This is a genomic window from Microcystis aeruginosa LEGE 91341 (assembly GCF_015206885.1).
GTDB lineage: Bacteria > Cyanobacteriota > Cyanobacteriia > Cyanobacteriales > Microcystaceae > Microcystis > Microcystis aeruginosa_H.
In genome coordinates this window covers 1-19,293 of the sequence record NZ_JADEXY010000081.1, presented here as the reverse complement: position 1 = coordinate 19,293, position 19,293 = coordinate 1, and the positions used below count along the sequence as shown (strand labels likewise).

The 19,293-nt window shown below is 43.0% G+C and carries 13 protein-coding genes, 2 tRNA genes and 1 pseudogene; 10 read left to right on the top strand and 6 right to left on the bottom strand.

Going from position 1 to position 19,293, the window contains the following annotated elements:
* Window positions 1–134: 134 nt before the first annotated feature.
* Window positions 135–1,298 carry a pyridoxal phosphate-dependent aminotransferase gene (locus IQ234_RS13310; protein WP_193957445.1) on the top strand — a complete coding sequence of 388 codons (1,164 nt, stop codon included), beginning with the start codon at window positions 135–137 and terminating at the stop codon, window positions 1,296–1,298.
* 772 nt (window positions 1,299–2,070) lie between these two features.
* Window positions 2,071–4,860 carry a C39 family peptidase gene (locus IQ234_RS13305; protein WP_228008522.1) on the top strand — a complete coding sequence of 930 codons (2,790 nt, stop codon included), beginning with the start codon at window positions 2,071–2,073 and terminating at the stop codon, window positions 4,858–4,860.
* An 88-nt stretch (window positions 4,861–4,948) separates the two neighbouring features.
* On the opposite strand, the gene IQ234_RS13300 is transcribed toward IQ234_RS13305, so the two are convergent.
* On the bottom strand, window positions 4,949–5,338 hold the full coding sequence (locus IQ234_RS13300; RefSeq protein WP_228008521.1) for a hypothetical protein: 390 nt from the start codon (window positions 5,336–5,338) through the stop codon (window positions 4,949–4,951).
* A 665-nt stretch (window positions 5,339–6,003) separates the two neighbouring features.
* On the opposite strand from IQ234_RS13300, the gene IQ234_RS13295 reads away from it, so the two are divergent.
* On the top strand, window positions 6,004–7,041 hold the full coding sequence (locus IQ234_RS13295; RefSeq protein WP_193957444.1) for a fatty acid desaturase: 1,038 nt from the start codon (window positions 6,004–6,006) through the stop codon (window positions 7,039–7,041).
* Between the two features lie 753 nt (window positions 7,042–7,794).
* On the opposite strand, the gene IQ234_RS13290 is transcribed toward IQ234_RS13295, so the two are convergent.
* Window positions 7,795–7,867 (bottom strand) — tRNA-Arg (locus tag IQ234_RS13290).
* Window positions 7,868–7,923: 56 nt separating this feature from the next.
* Window positions 7,924–9,027 (bottom strand): ferrochelatase, encoded by a 1,104-nt coding sequence (locus IQ234_RS13285; RefSeq protein WP_322743458.1) that lies wholly within the window; start codon window positions 9,025–9,027, stop codon window positions 7,924–7,926.
* 374 nt (window positions 9,028–9,401) lie between these two features.
* On the opposite strand from IQ234_RS13285, the gene IQ234_RS13280 reads away from it, so the two are divergent.
* Complete coding sequence (locus IQ234_RS13280) at window positions 9,402–10,160, top strand: DUF2993 domain-containing protein (protein WP_193957443.1); 759 nt, start codon at window positions 9,402–9,404, stop codon at window positions 10,158–10,160.
* A gap of 140 nt (window positions 10,161–10,300) precedes the next feature.
* Here IQ234_RS13280 and yidD read toward each other — a convergent pair whose 3' ends face one another.
* Window positions 10,301–10,531: a membrane protein insertion efficiency factor YidD gene (gene yidD / locus IQ234_RS13275; protein WP_193957442.1), complete on the bottom strand. Its 231-nt coding sequence runs from the start codon at window positions 10,529–10,531 to the stop codon at window positions 10,301–10,303.
* A 55-nt stretch (window positions 10,532–10,586) separates the two neighbouring features.
* Between yidD and IQ234_RS13270 the strand changes: the two genes are divergently transcribed.
* The 4 genes from IQ234_RS13270 (at window position 10,587) to tsaB (ending at window position 13,111) form a co-directional block, all read left to right on the top strand.
* Window positions 10,587–11,273 (top strand): diacylglycerol/polyprenol kinase family protein, encoded by a 687-nt coding sequence (locus IQ234_RS13270; protein WP_193957441.1) that lies wholly within the window; start codon window positions 10,587–10,589, stop codon window positions 11,271–11,273.
* Window positions 11,274–11,471: 198 nt separating this feature from the next.
* Window positions 11,472–12,344 carry an aldose epimerase gene (locus tag IQ234_RS13265; protein ID WP_193957440.1) on the top strand — a complete coding sequence of 291 codons (873 nt, stop codon included), beginning with the start codon at window positions 11,472–11,474 and terminating at the stop codon, window positions 12,342–12,344.
* Between the two features lie 63 nt (window positions 12,345–12,407).
* Window positions 12,408–12,479: transfer RNA gene (locus IQ234_RS13260), tRNA-Lys, on the top strand.
* A gap of 29 nt (window positions 12,480–12,508) precedes the next feature.
* Window positions 12,509–13,111: a tRNA (adenosine(37)-N6)-threonylcarbamoyltransferase complex dimerization subunit type 1 TsaB gene (tsaB, locus tag IQ234_RS13255; protein ID WP_193957439.1), complete on the top strand. Its 603-nt coding sequence runs from the start codon at window positions 12,509–12,511 to the stop codon at window positions 13,109–13,111.
* A 178-nt stretch (window positions 13,112–13,289) separates the two neighbouring features.
* On the opposite strand, the gene IQ234_RS13250 is transcribed toward tsaB, so the two are convergent.
* Window positions 13,290–14,921: a choice-of-anchor I family protein gene (locus IQ234_RS13250; protein WP_193957438.1), complete on the bottom strand. Its 1,632-nt coding sequence runs from the start codon at window positions 14,919–14,921 to the stop codon at window positions 13,290–13,292.
* Window positions 14,922–15,135: 214 nt separating this feature from the next.
* On the opposite strand from IQ234_RS13250, the gene cysE reads away from it, so the two are divergent.
* Window positions 15,136–15,909, top strand: coding sequence for a serine O-acetyltransferase (gene cysE / locus IQ234_RS13245; protein WP_193957437.1), 774 nt, complete (start codon window positions 15,136–15,138; stop codon window positions 15,907–15,909).
* 97 nt (window positions 15,910–16,006) lie between these two features.
* Window positions 16,007–18,919 carry an excinuclease ABC subunit UvrA gene (uvrA, locus tag IQ234_RS13240; protein ID WP_193957436.1) on the top strand — a complete coding sequence of 971 codons (2,913 nt, stop codon included), beginning with the start codon at window positions 16,007–16,009 and terminating at the stop codon, window positions 18,917–18,919.
* Here the strand turns inward: uvrA and IQ234_RS13235 are convergent.
* A pseudogene (locus tag IQ234_RS13235) lies at window positions 18,876–19,157 on the bottom strand (class I SAM-dependent methyltransferase); the annotation flags it as partial. The gene uvrA and the pseudogene IQ234_RS13235 sit on opposite strands and share 44 nt — an antisense overlap.
* Window positions 19,158–19,293: the final 136 nt, after the last annotated feature.

Sequence of the window (19,293 nt, the reverse complement as noted above, 5' to 3'; positions counted from 1 at the left end):
CCCCACACCCCACACCCATCCCTAAGCGCCGCAATTCCGGAGATTATATAAAAAAACACCCAGAACAATCGAGGTGATGGACAATACTAAAGGTTGTGTAGGTCATCAGAAAAGCCCTTTCAGGGTAGAATACTATGAAACTAGCGTCACGAGTCAATCAAGTCACCCCCTCCCTTACCCTAGCTATCGACTCTCTGGCCAAGGAAATGAAGAGAAACGGCGAAGATGTCTGTAGTTTTAGCGCCGGGGAGCCAGATTTCGACACACCCACTCACATCAAAGCTGCCGCGAAAAAGGCCCTCGATGAGGGAAAAACTCGCTATGGACCGGCTGCCGGAGAACCGGGGTTAAGAAAAGCCATCGCTGAGAAATTGCTGCGGGATAATCAACTAGCATACAATGCCGATAATGTCATCGTTACCAATGGCGGTAAACAGTCTCTCTATAATCTAATCATGGCGTTAATTGAAGCGGGGGACGAAGTAATTATTCCCGCACCCTACTGGTTGAGTTATCCTGAAATGGTGACGTTAGCGGGGGGAACATCGGTTATAGTGAACACTAGCTTAGAGAATCACTATAAAATCACCCCCGAACAGCTAGAAGCGGCAATTACACCGAAAACTAAATTATTTGTTCTCAATTCTCCCTCTAATCCCACCGGTATTGTCTATACTCCCGAAGAAATCGCAGCTCTAGCAAAAATTGTGGTTGAAAAGGATATTTTAGTGGTTTCTGACGAAATTTACGAGAAAATCCTCTATGATGGCGCGATTCACCGCAGCATCGCTGCTTTTGGTCCGGAAATCTTTCAGCGCAGTATTATTAGTAATGGTTTTGCTAAAGCTTTCTCGATGACGGGGTGGCGCGTCGGTTACATAGCAGCACCGGTGGAAATTGTCAAGGCTATGACTAAGATCCAAGGTCATAGTACCTCCAATGTCTGCACTTTTGCTCAGTACGGTGCGATCGCTGCTTTGGAGAGTCCCCAAGATTGCATCGAGGAAATGGTCAAAGCTTTTAGCGAGCGCCGACAGTATATTTTAGAACGAGTGCGATCGCTGCCTGGACTCAATTGTCCTACTCCCAACGGTGCTTTTTATGTGTTTATCGATATTAGTCAAACTGGTTTAAAATCCCGGGATTTTTGTCAGAAACTCCTCGAAACCCAAAAAGTGGCTGCTATCCCCGGTATTGCTTTCGGTGCTGATGATTGTATTCGTCTTTCCTATGCTACAGACCTAAAGACGATTGAAAAAGGATTTGATCGCATTGATCAGTTTATCGGTACTTTGTAGGATGATTATTTTGTCTGTTAGGGTGAATTTTGTTCGCCCTTTTTTTGGGTTTTAACAGCCAATTAGCTCTAATACTAAATCCGTTGGCTCTCCCGGGTTTGGTGGGTAAAATGTATTCTAAGATACGGTCTTGCGGACGAGTGCGTGGAACGAACCACAGAGACACAAAGAACACAGAGATCAATCACTACTATATAAGTTAAACTTATCATACAAAGAATAAGACTGAAGTGCGAAATATGGGGTTAAATGAAACAGCCTTACCCCTAAACGGTTACAAATTTTTGTTAACATATTGTCCACCGAAGAACCATAAATGTTATGATCGCTGGCAATTCCCGACCTGAATCTTTGCTACATGAGACCAATACAACCCAGCCAAACAGAGCCTGTTATTGTCGCTCAGTCTTCCCCTGATCCTTCCCGATCAAATCCACCGTCAAGTACCAGCAGTTTCCCTTTAGTGCCGATAGGACTGACTGTTGTGGTTACTTTGATGCTGGTTGCTTTCTGATCGCAAATGGAAATAGAGAAGGGATTAACAAGTTAAGGCTTTACACAAGTGGTATGTTACTGATCCAATCTTTACTAAATGGTAAGTTAGGAGATTTATTAGGTAAGTCGCTCCGCTCTTTGAATAAAGATAGCAGCAACGGACAGGATAATTGCGACGGATAATTAACAGCGAGATTGAGTCATCTAAGCCAATTAATACCCGCCGATAAAACTAATTTTTCAACAGTAAACAAACTAAGTTTTCGAGTCTAAGTTCATGAACAAACCAGAACAAAAACCTTTCTCTAAATTTTCCTACCCCAAAAAAACTGTCAATTTCATTCTTACCTTTGCCTTTGGACTTGTTATGGCTCTGGGCTTTGCTTGGTTAATCAGTCTTACAAGTACGTCTCCCTGTCCACCAGATCCAAAAAGAACCTTAGAGTGTATCCAAGTCGTCAAAGCCATTAATATTATTGGTTTCTTCAAAAATATAAATATAAATATAAATCCTCTCTATCTAAGTCTGGTATTGGCTGGGGCATTAGGCGGGTTACTTTACTCCATATTGCTTGACGGCGAGTTAGAATTGCCGTCTTGGAGTAAGAAAAATCCCAATAATCTCAACCCCGGCTTTTTGGCGGAAATTTTTGTCGGAATAAGCGGGGCATTTATTGCCTATTCTGTCTTACCCCAAGAACTTAAGCAACGCGGCGAGCAAGGCTTGGAAATCACAATTTTTGTCACTGGATTGGTGGGCGGCTACGGCGGTAAAGCCATCCTAGATGCGGCATTAGAGAAGGTAATGGAGCGGATAAAAACCGCTGACCTAGCCAAAGAGAAAGCAGAATCTCAGTGCAAGGAACTCGAAGAAAAAATACACATCCGCAATCTAGTCAACCAGCAGATTCAAAACGGGCTAAATCAGTCCGAATTATCAGAAATGCAAGAGAAACTTGAAGGCGCTACTGATGATGTTAAAAAAATTGTTTTTAATATTGCCCATGATGCCCGTAGCTTGGGAAGGCGAACTCTAACATTTAAAGATCGGCTCAGTAGAACAATTCCGATTTTTGAGGCTCTGGTAGCTAGTGATAACAATAATCCCTCGTATAATGCAGAGTTAGGTTATGCTTATATCAGTTCACAGCCTCCTGATTTAGACAAAGCCATCTCCTATCTCGATCGCGCCATCGAACTACGAATACCGGGGGCATCAACGGAGGGCTGGAAGTACGAAATGAATCGGGCGATCGCTAGAATTGGCCTTGGCAATTCTCAATCAAGGGATGATATCCTCAAGGATTTGTTTGCTGTTGAGCAGCGGAAAGGACTAGCGCAAGCTATTGACGAGTACGAAAGGGATGGAGTAGATGGGGGAAATAATTCCATAAAAAACTGGCTGATCCAAAATCAAGATTGGCTAAGTCAACAGACTAACGGAAAAGCCTTACTTGATGAAATTCAAATTTCTGAGCCGGCGAAACCTGTCACCTCAACCTTATCAGTAACCCAGAATCGTGAAGATTTGGTCGCTGCCCCCCCCAATACAAAGATTAAAGCAACCATTAAAACCTATCTGAAAAAGCAACCCATTGATTCATCAGAGCTCGGTGAAAACGAGAAAAAAGAAGTTCCTGCCGGCAAAGAGTACAAAGTCCTCAAGTATTCAGAAGGAATTGACGGACATTGCCTAGTGCAGTTAGACTACGGTGCTGGCACTTGGTATCTTTGGTCGGCTCATTGGCATTTACCTTGGCAAGAATCTAGCAAAGACAATAGCCTATCATCTGTATCCGCGCCAGAATCAAGTCAGCATCAAGGCGTTAATCTTGTCACTCGTCAGCAAGCTGAGTCTGTCTATGGACGTAAAATGAGTGATCAACAATTCAATGACTTAAACTCTTGTTTACAGCGATTTGAAATTAATACAGTGCCGCGAATTAGACATTTTCTCAGCCAAACAGCCCATGAAAGTGGAGGTTTGCAATACATGACGGAAATTTGGGGGCCGAGCCAAGTACCTGCTCAACGAACATATGATCCCCCCTATCCTAAAGCAAAAGAGCTAGGTAATACGAAAATTGGTGAAGGGAAAAAGTATCGCGGAGCAGGTGCAATTCAATTGACTGGTAAGTATAATTATCAAGCTTTTTCTCGTTTTATTAATGATTCCAAGGTGATGGATGGCGCAGATTACGTTGGTGCCAATTATCCTTTTACCAGTGCTGGATTTTGGTGGAAGAATAAAAACATGAATGCTCTTTGCGATCGGGGTGGAACTGTTAGAGAGGTAACAAAAAAGGTTAATGGTGGTTATAACGGACTAGCGGATCGTCAACGTTATTACGATAAAGCTTGTCAAGTTATCAAAGAATTACCTTCTACACCTTTGCATACAGAAGAGTTAGCCGCACAACCCGAAACAGGCAAGGCAGCGAGAGAATCTAGCGATCAGGTTAGCAAAGTCGAAGTGGTTAAGGAGTCACCATTAAAGCACGCCAATCCAGCAGTACAACGACAAATAGACAGATTAACCCAATATCTGCCTTCAGGGAAAACCTTAAATCTTGAGACAAAAACTAGGTATTTCAGCCAGCGCGATAACTACAGGGATGCACATCGCACTTGCAATAGTAGTAGTAATGCGATGTATTTAGATTGGTTGTTGCGGATGATTGGTAAACCAGGTCTTGATAGTGATGATGGCTATCTCAAAAAAGTCTTCTCTATCGGCGACAGCCCTGATCACTCGGTTCAGACCAAGGCTATAAAGCTGTACGGATTCAATACTAAATGGATGACTGATAGGGATACACCCTTTGTTGAGGACTTGGTAGAGGCTGGTTTTCCTGTTGTGGTAAACATATTGCATAAAGGTCCGATCACAAATCCTTCTGGTGGCCATATTATTATGCTGATTGACCAAAAAGCTGAAGACTGGATAGCCCACGACCCTTGGGGTACCTTAACATCACAATATAAGGAACATAAGGGTGAATATAGCCGGATCAGTAAACAAGAGTTTAATGCAAGGTGGCAAGGTGGCTACAGGATTTTAGCGTGATCAGAGTCAACAGGAGAGAACTCCACTCTGCGCCTGCAATTCTTATATACTTACTTGAAAGAAAATTTAATCAGTTTTGATTAAACGATTAATCCTGCCATGAACCAGTTTCTTCAAGTAAGAGCTTGCCGTTTTTATAAACTCTTATCATACCACTTTCTGTGACAAAGTAACGATAATTTCCATTAATAAACTCGTAGCCAAGAAATTGACAGGGAGTAACCCTATCTGAACACAAGCGATAAACAGTTCTCCCAGTAAGTTTAATGGATTCTGCGGTTCTTAAACTTGTTCCAGTGTAGGAGACATTGTTGCACACTACCTCTCCTTCAGGACAATTTCTAGTAATCTTGACAATAAAATTTCTCGTTTGTAAGGTTTCTGCAAGAGTTGTTTTACCCCAAAACAAGCAGATAAACAATAAAAACAGAGTTCTCATCAAGAAATTTGGCTTAAACCTAACAAAAAATAATCCCATACTTTAATTCCAGTAGCCAATAAATATCTCTCTGTGTTCTCCCTGTCTCTGGGGTGCAAATGTCACCCCAGAGACACAACTACTTACTTAGCAAATTTCCCCTTACCTTACCACAATTCACCCTTAGCCTTGCGCCGTCGCAGCAGACCTTCATGGAGATTGGAACCCGGATTAGAGTAGAGTTCTAAAATCTGGTTCTTCGTTACTTGTTATGGTTCGATAGGGTAGCATAAATCGACTAAATCCTTATCTGGCAAGAGATTTAATTGATTAGTTCGTTCTAGAGTGAAAACAATTGACAAAAATCGCAGCAATGTCTTTCTCTATAATGGTTTCATCCCTTATAACCTCGTCCATTGCATAACACGAACCGAAGAGCCAGTCTATTAAATCTTTTGCCAGTTGCATCTTTATTGTACTAGATGCCCAAGGAGACAGACGGACAGACAGGGGGAGAACCTGATTAACTTTCCCCAGGGGCTTTTGTTAAGTTACATTAAGCCCTACAATAAAATTCCAGTGAGTTAGACGAAATTCGCTCGATCGCTCCGTCTTATCCGCTCCTAGCTGAGATAGAGAAAAAATAGCGCATCGACAAACAGAAAAATTGAGCTACTCAAGCTTTCGTCAATACTGCCCTGTTATCCATCTTGAGTTATAACCTAGTGTCCCAAACCCTACCTAAACCCACCCTAGAAAGAGAATTTTTACCATTTACCCTACAGGATGTCCGTCTAGCTATCCCAGACCGTTGCTTCCAATCAAGCGTTTTTCGCTCTTTAGCCTACTTTTTTTTTGATATTGGCATTATTACCCTACTTTACTGGATAACTTACCAGATTAATCAAGCTTGGTTCTTCCCCCTTTTTTGGTTTATGCAGGGAACCATGTTTTGGGCCTTATTTGTCGTCGGTCACGATTGCGGTCACGGTTCCTTTTCCCGTTATCGTTGGTTAAATAACTTAATCGGTCATCTCAGTCATACTCCCATTCTCGTACCTTTCCACGGTTGGCGTATCAGTCATCGCACCCATCACGCTAATACTGGCAATATCGACACCGATGAAAGTTGGTATCCCGTCACGGAAACCCAGTATAACAATATGGCTTGGTACGAAAAATTAGCTCGTTTCCAGCTAATTTTATTTGTTTATCCCCTATATCTTTTCCGTCGTTCTCCTAATAAACAGGGGTCCCATTTTATGCCCGAAAGCCCCCTCTTTCGCCCCTCGGAACGGTGGCAGGTACTGACTAGCACCGTTTGCTGTACCTTTATGTTAGGTCTATTAATCGGGGTGGGTATTAGCCACGGCTTTTGGTTTCTGTTTAACTACTACATCATGCCCTATATCGTCTTTGTGGTTTGGTTGGACCTGGTGACATTCCTACACCACACTGAAGATGATATTCCCTGGTATCGCGGTCAAGACTGGTACTTTCTCAAAGGGGCGCTTTCTACCATCGATCGCGATTATGGCATCTTTAATCCCATCCATCACCAAATTGGTACTCACGTCGCCCATCATATTTTTATCACTATTCCCCACTATCATCTCCAAGAAGCAACCGAGGCTATCCGTCCCGTCTTAGGAGACTATTATCGCGTCTCGAAAGAACCGATTTTCAAATCTCTCTGGCGGTCCTACCGCAATTGTCATTTTGTCAGTGACCAAGGCAGTAAGATTTTTTACCGCAAAAATTGATCCTGTCTTAGCTATCAGGAGGAAACGGCAGCAAAATCTGCCTCCTCCTCTCACACCGAGAACAGTTGCCAAAACTGGGGGTCAACGAAGACAGCAACACACACTTCCCCCACACAACTGTATTAAAAGTTACAGTTTAATAAATCTTTACATTCTTTTCCCTAGCTTAGGGATTGACAGGGAAAGTTGTTTTCTCCTGTTTTACCTCTTCTTAGGCGAACTATCCGCTTCCGTGAGGGATTGTGGTGCAGTATGTGGGGTTTGCCCTTGCCTTCTCCCTTAAACTATCAACTCGATCGCAAACTAAACACAATTAATACTAAATCCAGTTATTAAAAACTGATTATTTATTCCCTTTTGCCTTTTGCCTCTCCTCATAACTAGTCTGTACTCAACGGATTTAGTACAATATCAACCGACAGGACTCAACTGACCTAATTCGGGTTTGCTGAATAATGGTAAAACCCTTTTAAAATAAGGCTTTTGACCTGTTAAAATCCGATGTTCATGCTGCGAAAATCGGATTGAGACCATCAAAAACCTTGCATTATCCTTCTTGTAGTACATAATTTGGTACAAAAAAGAGCGGGTAACAAAGCCTGAAACTCCCGACTCCTGACTCCTGACTCCTGACTCCTGACTCCTTACCCCACCAACAAACTTTTTCAGCAAACCCTAATTCGACACTCACCGCATCAAAGCGATTGTCCCCGGGACGAGAGGAGAGAATTTCCCCTCCCTAGTTAACAATAACGGGTACGGTAGGGATCGAACCTACAACCGTCCGCTTAGAAGGCGGATGCTCTATCCATTGAGCTACGTACCCAGGAAAGCACAATTATAAATTATACTTCCAAAAGTGACAAGTGGTAGGACTGATTTTCAATGATGGTGGTGGTGTCCGTGGTGATGATGGTGATCGGAATGAATGTGAGGAATTGTTACAGAACTATTGACAGATAAAGCCTCTTGTGATAGCAAAGCTTCGATATGTTCCTCGGCCCAATCGGCAGCCATCCGGCAAAATTCGGGGTTATCGTTGACACAGGCCATCTGCACATAATTAACCTGGTCGTGTTTACGGCGTAAAGCTTCGATAATATGCTCCACATCCAGTAAAGTTTCGTGATTTTCCGTAGCAAAGCCAATCGGCATGAAAATTAAAGCTTTGGCCCCCAATTCGATTAAATTCTTCGCCGCTAACTCTGCATTCGGTTGCGTCCATTTGATTAGGGGGGTTTGGTGATTTAACCAACCCACAGAAATCAAGGGATAACGATAGATTAATTTTTCCCGGACTAACTCGTATAAAGCTTGACTTTCATCGATTCCCGACGTAAATCCCTTAGCTTCGTGGGGACAACCGTGATTCATCAAAATAATGCCAATTTGCGAGGGAAGACAGCTACTAGCTACCTCAGCAGCGATTTTTTCTTCCACTAACCGCGCCATTAGATCTATATAAGCAGGTTGGTTATAAAACGAGGGAATATAGCGCAATCCTTTAACCCAATGTTCCCCCGTTTGTCCTTGAGCTAAAGCTTTATTAACCTGTTCGATCGCAATGCCACTGGTAAAGATAGAATCAACCACGAGGAGAGGATAGATCAAAATTTTCTCAAATCCCCGCTCGCGGATTTCCGTTAACACCTGTGCCGGTAAAAAAGGCGCGCAGAAGTTAAACGCTTTGAATACCTCCACCCGATTACCCCATTTTGCCTGTAAATTGCGCTCAATTTCCTGTCTTTGATGCTCGAAAATGTGGTTATGGGGCGAAATAAAGTGATTATGTTGGTGCTGCCATTCGTGCAGGTCAAATATAGCCAATAATTTCGCTAGGGGAGGATAAACCCAAGTCGGCACAGGAGCGAACTTAGCCGTCAGCAGATTTAAGGCCTGTTCATTATAGTTGGCGAAGTCCTCGTAACTCTCCACTTCCCCATATCCCATCAATAGACCTCTTGCATAAATCCGAAAACAAACCATAGAAACAATAATGGGAGGGACTTTCAGTTAATTATTTATTAGTAGTTGATAATCTTCAAAAATGTTGCTGTACAAGGATCGACTTAAGACTTTTGCAAGAGGTCTAATAATACCGCCACTCGATCGCTGTGGTTGTGGGTAGCGGCTAACGGTTGTTGATCTGAAATGGCAACCACGTTTTTAACCCCGATTTTCTAAGTGAAAAACGCTATATCACTGGGATAGTAGCGTTTTTCGATCCTATCCCCTCGCAAGCGATAGACCGCTAAAAATTTATAACCTCTACAGAATCATACAGATTGCTTATCATCCTGATTAATAAAACGATATGTAAAGAAACTTTAAATAATGTTAAGATCGTTGCAGTCCCACCTATGAGAGATATGACAGCAGGCGTGTTTGGTAGCTTACCTTTTCCCAATCAGAGCGGCGATCAACTCATCAGTAAAGTGGTGAGTGCTGCGATCGCTGCATTATTCAAACGCACAGGCAAGCTGACAGCGACTGTCCGCGCCGAACCCGTAGCCAAATTACTGCAAGGCAGTATCGACGGTTTTGACTTTATCGGTCAGTCGATGCTCATGTACAATGGCCTACGCATCGAAGCCATGGAATTGTATGTGCAAGCGGTGGCGATCGATTTTAGTGCCATTTTTACCGGACAGGTGAAACTCCGTCAACCGACGCGGGCCACTTTGCGGGTAGTTTTAACGGAAGACGACTTAACCACCTCTTTTAATACACCTTTTATTGTCGAAAAACTGCAAAGATTAGAGTACGAAGGTAAATCAATTCACTGTCAGAACACGGAATTAATTCTCAATGACGATAAAACTTTAACTCTGAAAAGTCTAATTAAATTGGCAGAAGAAGAACCAATTCTTCTAGAAATGACCACGGCTGTGGTTGTGGAAGAACGGCGAAAAATTCAATTTGTTGATGTGGTTTACCAAGGGGACGAAAGATCGAAAGCTTTAGGAGAAGCTTTAATCAGCCATGTTAACAACCTCATGGATTTAGATAAATTTGCTCTCGATGGTACTCAATTAAGGATCGATCGACTACGTTTAAAAGATAAACAGATTATCTTTTATGGTATCGCCGATATCGAGCGTTTTCCACAAAGAAAATAGGCAATCATCAACGGGTCTAAAAATATCAAGAGTTTTACAGACTTTACCCTAAAGATGAAGTATAACCTAGTTTACTATTGACTCCTGAATCCCCAAAACGAAAACCTCTTATCTCACCATTGAGATAACTACTGTGGCTTTTAATGGTGCTTGTGGCTACAGGGAGGCACAGGATCGTAACCTCCGGGGTGAAAGGGATGACAACGGAGAATACGCTTGACTGCTAACCAAGAACCCCGCAGCACACCGAAGCGATCAATCGCTTCCATGGCATACTGGGAACAGGTGGGTTGAAAACGACAGGAAGGGGGAAATAGCGGCGAAATAAACCGTCTATATCCCTCAATTAAGCCAATAAAAATTCCTTTCATCAATGTCACCTCGATCGCCTAAACTAAATAGATAGTCAATTTTCGCTTTTGCCACGTGGAACTATCCCACTCTCTCCTATTTTCGATCGGTTTGGTCGCCTGTTATCTAGCTGTTCTGATTCTGATCGCTGAAAAATTAAAAAGGGTTTTCAGTACCGATGGCGAAATTACCCGCAAAGTTGTCCACATTGGCACGGGAAACGTCATCCTTTTTGCTTGGTGGTTAAATATCCCCGCTTGGGTGGGAATAACTGCCGCAATCCTAGCGGCAACTATCGCTATCCTATCCTATTTTTTCCCCATTTTACCCAGTCTTAATAGTGTCGGTCGCCGCAGTTGGGGAACTTTTTTTTATGCTGTTAGTATCGGTGTTCTCGTGGCTTATTTTTGGCCAATTTCTCACCCCGAATACGCAGCAATGGGTATTTTAATTATGGCTTTAGGAGACGGATTAGCAGCCCTAGTCGGACAAAATTTCGGTCAACATCCCTACAAAATTTTCGGCAGTGGCAAAAGTCTGGAAGGTTCCCTGACTATGTTAGGAGTCAGCTTTTTAGTCAGCTTGATTATTTTATCTTTTGTTAATGGCATTAATCCGCCAATTATTTTAGTATCTTTATTAACAGCGATCGTAGCTACTATTCTAGAAACTTTCTCGAAACTAGGTATAGATAATCTCACTGTACCGATTGGTAGCGCCACCATTGCCTATTTTCTTACCCAAATTTTCATCTCAAGCTAGTTTATCCCAGCTTATTCACAAAGGCCGAATCTAAAACCTCATTGGTTAAGCTAAGTAGGGAGGCACAATTATTTGTAGGATGGGTTAGTGGTAGCGTAACATGATCGGGTGTTGGGTTTCATGCTTCAACCTAACCTACGTTCTATGTTAGCTGATAACTGATAACTGATGACTGATAACTGATAACTGATAACTGATATGACCTTTACTATCACTCAGAACCAAAATCAATACCTTACCTATTGTCTCAAGGATGAAGAAGCTGACGCTTATCTGGAAGTGGTTCCCGCTAGAGGAGGAATCATCACCCGTTGGCAAATTTGCGGAGAAGATATTTTCTATCTGGACAGAGAAAGATTCAAAGATCCTAACCTCAGCGTCCGAGGAGGAGTCCCGATTTTATTTCCTATCTGTGGCAACTTACCCGATAATACCTATCAACACCAAGGCCGAAACTATACCCTGAAACAACACGGATTTGCTCGTGATTTACCCTGGCAAGTCAGCAAACAAAGCAGCGAAACTGCCGCTAGTTTAACCCTAGAATTAAACAGTAGTGAAGCCACTCGTCAAGTCTATCCCTTTGATTTTCAATTAATCTTTACCTATCAACTGCAAGGAAACAGCCTCAAAATTCACCAAAAAGTAATTAATCTTTCCCCCGAAAAAATGCCCTTTTCTATCGGATTTCATCCCTATTTTCAAGTCACCGATAAAACCCGATTATCCTTTGATATTCCCTCCTCCCAATACCTCGATCAACAAACGAAAACCTTCCATTCCTATTCTGGCAACTTTGACTTTAATCTCGAAGAAATTGATGCCGCTTTTCTGCAAATTACGCGCCATCAAAGTAGTTTTAGTGATTCCTATCATCAGCGCCAAATTGTCCTCGGTTACGACGATCTCTATACAACTATAGTTTTTTGGACCCTGAAAGATAAAAATTATATCTGTCTCGAACCCTGGAGCGCTCCCCGCAACGCCCTCAACACAGGCGAACATTTGACCTACTTAGAACCCCAGAGTAGCCGCGAGGCGATCGTGGAAATGCGAGTCAATCAAATTTAAATTACCCCTTGACTTAGCCCAGATAAGATGTTATATTGATAAATCGTGTGCAGAACACGAAACGGGTCGCTAGCTCAGCGGTAGAGCACTCGGCTTTTAACCGATTGGTCTTGGGTTCGAATCCCAGGCGACCCATAAAAACTTACTGATACAGAAAGATTGACTTGCCTTCCCCTGTCTATGGATTAGCCTTGCATACCAGCAGTCCCCAACTAGGACTGGCCCTCTCTAATTTCAGCGATGATAGTCGTCAACAAACTTGGGACTTAGACAGGGACTTATCGAACCTATTCCACCCCTATCTAAAACAGTTCCTAGCCCCGCAAAAATGGGCTGATTTAGCCTTTCTAGCCACTGCTAAGGGGCCGGGGAGCTTTACCAGTACCCGCATCGGTATAGTCACCGCTAGAACCCTAGCACAACAATTACAGCTACCGATTTTTACCGTCTCCAGTTTAGCGGCCTTTGCTTGGTCACAACGGGATTTTTATCCCCTTGATACCCATCTAGCCCTAGAAATGCCCGCCACTAGGGGACAATTGTATGTGGGCATCTATCGGGGTAATCGGGTTTATTTAGCTGATAGCCTGATGACTCCAGAACAATGGCAGCACACTTTAGAAAACTTAACTATTCCCTATCAAAGATTAGCTACACCCAGTTATTTAGGCATAAATGCCCCCGCTATCCTCGATTTAGCCCATTTGGACTGGCAAACGGGAAAACGCCCCCATTGGTCGGAGGCGCTACCATTTTACGGGATGTGATTAGGGTTTGCGGCAAAAAGTTTCTCGTGGGGGCAGGGTGTGGGGTGTAGGGTGTAGGGTTTTACCCATTTTCAGGGGGTCAATTACCTAATTTTCGGGGAAAAAGCACCTGAATTTTCCCCCTGATCACTCCCATGCCTAGCAATTAAGGTTTTTAGATTTGTTCAGCATACCCTAATTAGCAATTCCCTCTTTTTTTCAAACTATAACCAGCTAATCCGAGGGTTAGCAATCCTAAAACTGCGCTAGGTTCGGGGACAGGTTTGACGGAATAAATCGCCACATTACGACTAACTTCATTGGCAACAATTAACAGGGGAGTACCATTGGGACTATCGGCAGCGGGGATAAATAATAATCCTTCGGGAGAGATATCGCCTAATTGCCAATCGTTGATATAATTGGTGAACAAAGGATGACTAGGGTTGGTGATATCATAAACCATGAAACCGCCAGCCCTTTCTATTCCCACAAAACTATAGAGACGATTCCTCACAGTTCCCAATGCTAACCCTTCCGGTTCCGGCCCCTTATTATCGCTACGAGTATCGAAGCTGATAGGAGTACCATCGGAATTAAAAATACTAGCAGTTAGGGGAGTTGCTGAAAAAGTCGCTAAAATTTGTTCAAAATCATCGCCGCTATCGAAGACTTGGGACAGTCCATTAGTGACATTCCAAATCGAAAAAGAACGACCACCGTAGGCAAAAAGTTGGCTATATTGACCTTGGGCATTACGTCCGTCGATGCTAGAAACATCTAAACGGCCGAGATTTTGGGGTAATTTCAATGTGGCCGAATTAGGGAAAACAGTGGGGTCTAAGGTTAGAGTAGAAACTCGTCCAGCCTCATCTCTAGTATCTCCTTCATTGGCAGTAATTAAATAGGTTTGTCCGGCGATGGTAACGGTAGCAATCGTATCCGGTTGATATAAGCCAAAAACCGGCCAATTATTAATATTTACCCCTCCATCTCGATCGCTAGGATCGAACCCATTACCCGGTGCGTTAAAATTTTTGGCTCCTAAAGGTAAAATACTGGTGACTTGAGCGTTAACAATATCGACTACGGCAATAGCATTATTTTCCTGTAAAGCCACCCATGCAGTGGTTCCATCGTCGGAAACGGTGATGTATTCTGGTTCCACCTCTTGGGAAACCGTTTGACCGGGAAAAATACGGACTCCCTGATTTCTTAAAGCATTCTCTTGACCATTAAAACTATCAAAAGTAGCGGTGTTGACCGTGGGATTGAGAATACCAGTGCTAAGGTTAAGGTTAATGATACTAACGGAACCATCGGGATCGATCGCTCCTCTCGCTTCCCCTTCGTTAGCGACCAAAACCCGATTACCGTCAGGAGTAAAGGTTAACATATCTGGTAAAGCGCCCACAGTCACCTGACTCTGAAAGACACCATTAGTATTGAAAAAGACCACACTGCCGTTATTGGTAATGGGATTAGCTTCCATGGCCAGGGCCACGATACCATTTTTGATGGCAACGCTGTTAACCCCCGCACCGTAGGAGCTAAGATCGATCGAGGGTAAGCGAATTGGACTAGCGGGATTGCTGATATCGGCAATATCTAGACGATTATTGGGACCGATTACGAATAATTTTCGACTAGCTGGGTCATAAGCGGGGATTTCTGCCCCGAAGTTATTAGCAGCATTTGTACTATTGCCAAGACTGCTCAATCGGGTGATATTTAAAGCTGAGGCCGATTCAGTAACAATATTGATACTGCCAGCAATTGACAGCAAGGTTAATAGAAATTTCCAATGGTGACGATAGATAGCATGAATCATATTTTTAGCTGAAAACCTGCAAAAAAAGGCTAAACAATTGCATTTTTTCAGACCTAAGTTAAAAGAAGATTAAACAAGAGAGAAATTAGGGATATCTTCAAAATTTGGCCAAGGGTAGTAAAAGTGAACTAAGAAAACGGTTTACTCGATCGCCTTTTAGTTGAACGGCTCATTTACCGGAGTGATAACATGGTTTAGTATAAGCTCGATCAATATGGAATCAAGACTCGTGTTATCTATTCTCCTAGCCGATTTCAAGATCATTTTTGAACGTGACCCCGCTGCCCGCAACTGGTTAGAGGTACTATTTTGTTATCCTGGATTACAAGCTTTACTGTGCCATCGCTTCGCCCATTGGCTATATCAGATCGGGATTCCCTTTATTCCCCGTTTAATTTCCCATCTTGCCCGTTTTCTGACTGGTATTGAAATTCACCCCGGCGCCCAAATTGGTCAGGGTGTTTTTATCGACCATGGCATGGGAGTTGTCATCGGAGAAACCGCCATTGTCGGTGATTATGCGCTCATCTATCAAGGAGTTACTTTAGGAGGGACGGGGAAAGAAAGCGGTAAACGTCACCCGACTCTAGGGGAAAATGTGGTCGTCGGCGCCGGGGCTAAGGTTTTAGGTAATATTTATCTGGGTAATAACGTTCGCGTCGGCGCTGGTTCTGTGGTGCTGCGCGATATTCCCGCCGATTGTACCGTTGTTGGTGTACCCGGTCGTTTAATCTATCGCGCTGGGACGCGGGTGCAACCCCTCGAACACGGTGATTTACCCGACTCGGAAGCGGTGGCTATTCGCGCTTTGGTGGACCGCATTGAACAACTGGAAAAACAAGTGTACGAATTGCGGCTAGAACGGTCAAAAGAACCAGATTATCGGATTAATTGCCCGGTTTTAGCCCATTTAGAAGAAGAAACGAGTCATAGCTGTTGTCCTGGGGCCGATCGAGATCTGCGCGAGTTTCTCGAACGGGCAGTTTAACCCCGATAATCTTCTGATATGATAGAAGACTGGTTTTTTAGTAGCTGAAACCCATTCGTCAAGGCTATGATTGTTAAGGACTACTTGGCACCGTCCGATGGCTCAAACTGACTCAATCCGTATCCGTGGCGCCCGACAACACAATCTCAAAAATGTTGATCTCGAATTACCCCGCAATCAGTTGATTGTTTTTACGGGAGTTTCGGGATCGGGCAAATCTTCCCTCGCTTTCGACACTATTTTTGCCGAGGGACAGCGCCGCTATGTGGAGTCCCTCAGCGCCTACGCGCGTCAATTTTTAGGACAATTGGATAAACCCGATGTGGATGCGATCGAGGGTTTAAGTCCGGCTATTTCCATTGACCAAAAATCCACTTCCCACAATCCCCGTTCTAGTGTGGGAACTGTTACGGAAATTTACGATTACTTGCGTTTATTGTTCGGTCGTGCTGGGGAACCCCATTGTCCCCATTGCGATCGCAATATTGCCCCCCAAACCATCGATCAAATGTGCGATCGAGTGATGGAATTAGCCGATAAAACCCGGTTTCAAATCTTAGCTCCAGTAATTCGCGGCAAAAAAGGCACCCATAAGCAATTAATCTCTAGTTTGGCATCCCAAGGCTTTGCCCGGGTGCGGATTGACGGTAAGGTAGTAGAATTATCCGAGGGCATCGAGTTAGATAAAAAACATCTTCATGATATCGAAATTGTTATTGATCGCCTGATCAAAAAAGAGGGTTTACAGGAAAGATTGGTGGATTCTTTAACCACTTGTTTAAAGCACTCCGATGGTGTAGCGATTGTGGAAATTCTCGATGAGAATAACGAAGATAATCCCGAAGTTACCAAAGAAATTGTCTTTTCTGAAAAATTTGCCTGTCCCGAACACGGGGCAGTTATGGAAGAATTATCCCCCCGTTTATTCTCTTTTAATTCTCCCTATGGTGCTTGTCCCAACTGTCACGGATTGGGCAGTTTACGGAAATTTTCGGCAGATTTAGTCATTCCCGACCCGAAACAGCCAGTTTATTCTGCTATTGCCCCCTGGTCAGATAAGGATAATTCTTACTATCTTTCTCTCCTCTACGGTTTAGGGCAAGCTTTAGGTTTTGAAATCCAAACTCCTTGGCAGAAACTAACAAAAACCCAGCAGGATATAATTCTCTATGGGAGTAAAGAACCGATCTATTTTGAAGATGATTACCGTTACGATACTGGTCGCGGTTACTATCGAGAATTTGCGGGAGTTATCAATATCTTAGATAGGAATTATCAAGAAACCACCTCGGAAGTTATTAAACAAAGACTAGAGAAATATATTGTTAACCAAACCTGTGAAGTTTGTCACGGAAAAAGATTAAAACCAGAAGCTTTATCGGTACGTTTAGGAGAATATTCGGTCACGGATTTTACCGGAGTTCCGATTCGGGATTGTTTGCAGAGAATTAATGATTGTCATTTAACCCCAAGACAAGCATTAATTGGGGAGTTAGCTCTCAAAGAAATCAAAGCGAGACTACAATTTTTAATCGATGTGGGATTAGATTATCTTACCCTCGATCGACCTGCGATGACTTTATCCGGGGGAGAATCCCAACGAATTCGATTAGCTACTCAAATTGGATCGGGATTAACAGGAGTGTTATATGTCCTCGATGAACCTAGCATCGGATTACACCAAAGAGATAATAGTAAACTGTTAGAAACCCTGCAAAGATTGCGAGATTTAGGTAATACTTTAATCGTCGTCGAACACGATGAAGAAACGATTCGGGCAGCCGATTATGTGGTCGATATCGGTCCCAAAGCGGGGATTCATGGAGGAGAAATCATCTGTCAAGGCAGTTTTAAAACCCTTTTAAAGTCCAAAAAATCGATAACAGGGTCATACCTATCGGGACGCAAAGTTATTGAAACTCCTCCCCAAAGAAGGCACGGGAATGGTAATGCTTTAGTCTTAAAAAATTGCCATCAAAATAACCTAAGAAATATTGATGTAACGATTCCTTTAGGAAAATTAGTCTCGATTACGGGGGTATCTGGTTCAGGCAAATCCACCCTAATTAATGAGTTATTATATCCAGCTTTACAACATCATTTAACCCGTTTAACTCCCTTCCCCAAAGAATTAGAGAAAGTGGAAGGATTGGACGCAGTTGATAAAGTAATTGTCATCGACCAATCACCGATAGGACGCACTCCTCGGTCAAATCCTGCCACCTATACGGGGGTTTTTGACATTATTCGCGAGATTTTCACCGAAACCATCGAAGCAAAAGCTAGGGGTTACAAAGCGGGGCAGTTTTCTTTTAATGTTAAGGGAGGACGCTGTGAAGCTTGTTTAGGCCAAGGGGTAAACGTGATCGAGATGAATTTTCTCCCCGATGTCTATGTGCAGTGTGATGTGTGTAAAGGGGCGCGTTATAATCGAGAAACCCTACAGGTTAAGTATAAAGGTTATTCGATCGCCGATGTCTTAGATATGACGATCGAGGAAGCATTAAAAGTCTTTGAAAATGTCCCTCGGGCCACCACCAGATTACAAACTCTCGTGGATGTGGGTTTAGGATACTGTAAACTCGGTCAAAGCGCTCCCACTTTATCCGGTGGGGAAGCGCAAAGGGTGAAATTAGCGGCCGAATTATCCCGACGGGCCACGGGAAAAACCCTATATTTGATTGATGAACCGACTACGGGGTTATCTTTTTATGATGTGCATCATCTCTTAGATGTGTTACAAAGATTGGTCGATAAAGGTAATTCGATTATCGTCATCGAACATAATCTCGACGTGATTCGCTGTAGCGATTGGATTATTGATTTAGGACCAGAAGGAGGGGACAAGGGAGGAGAATTAATCGCGGTAGGAACACCGGAAACCGTGGCTAAATGTGAAAAATCCTACACCGGTCATTATCTTGCTCAAGCATTACTTCAATATCCCCCAAAAAAGCGGGATAATATTAGGGAAGAACACAGAGATAATAAAGCCAATGATCAAGATTAGTATTTAACTCTTGTTCGCTTTTAATTTCCTGACTGGTTTTCCAAGAATAAATTTTAATATCTTGAAAGTAAGACCTTAACTGTCTTAATTGTTCTTTGGGTGTGGCGTAATAATTTTGGAGACGAAAATTATGGGGTTCATCCCGAATAATTGCATAGTCAGCAGTCAATAACTGTCTGTAGCTGAGAGAGGGATTACAGGCACGCAAAATCGCCCAGATGACTAAATTGACATAGCTATAGTTATTTGTGGGGTTACAGATACTTGAAATTTCATTACAGATAGCTGAAATTTCAAAGTCTGCAAACTTGCATCAATTTATTTTGATAAATTAAGTGCTTTCAAGGCTTACATCTTTTTTATTGAAAATCTAT

What these genes read in the sequence shown, in the direction of transcription:
- IQ234_RS13310 (WP_193957445.1), top strand. Translation starts at nt 135, where the DNA reads ATGAAACTAGCGTCACGAGTCAATCAAGTCACCCCCTCCCTTACCCTA.
- IQ234_RS13305 (WP_228008522.1), top strand. Translation starts at nt 2,071, where the DNA reads ATGAACAAACCAGAACAAAAACCTTTCTCTAAATTTTCCTACCCCAAA.
- IQ234_RS13300 (WP_228008521.1), bottom strand. Translation starts at nt 5,338, where the DNA reads ATGGGATTATTTTTTGTTAGGTTTAAGCCAAATTTCTTGATGAGAACT.
- IQ234_RS13285 (WP_322743458.1), bottom strand. Translation starts at nt 9,027, where the DNA reads ATGGTTTGTTTTCGGATTTATGCAAGAGGTCTATTGATGGGATATGGG.
- IQ234_RS13280 (WP_193957443.1), top strand. Translation starts at nt 9,402, where the DNA reads ATGAGAGATATGACAGCAGGCGTGTTTGGTAGCTTACCTTTTCCCAAT.
- yidD (WP_193957442.1), bottom strand. Translation starts at nt 10,531, where the DNA reads ATGAAAGGAATTTTTATTGGCTTAATTGAGGGATATAGACGGTTTATT.
- IQ234_RS13265 (WP_193957440.1), top strand. Translation starts at nt 11,472, where the DNA reads ATGACCTTTACTATCACTCAGAACCAAAATCAATACCTTACCTATTGT.
- IQ234_RS13250 (WP_193957438.1), bottom strand. Translation starts at nt 14,921, where the DNA reads ATGATTCATGCTATCTATCGTCACCATTGGAAATTTCTATTAACCTTG.
- cysE (WP_193957437.1), top strand. Translation starts at nt 15,136, where the DNA reads ATGGAATCAAGACTCGTGTTATCTATTCTCCTAGCCGATTTCAAGATC.
- uvrA (WP_193957436.1), top strand. Translation starts at nt 16,007, where the DNA reads ATGGCTCAAACTGACTCAATCCGTATCCGTGGCGCCCGACAACACAAT.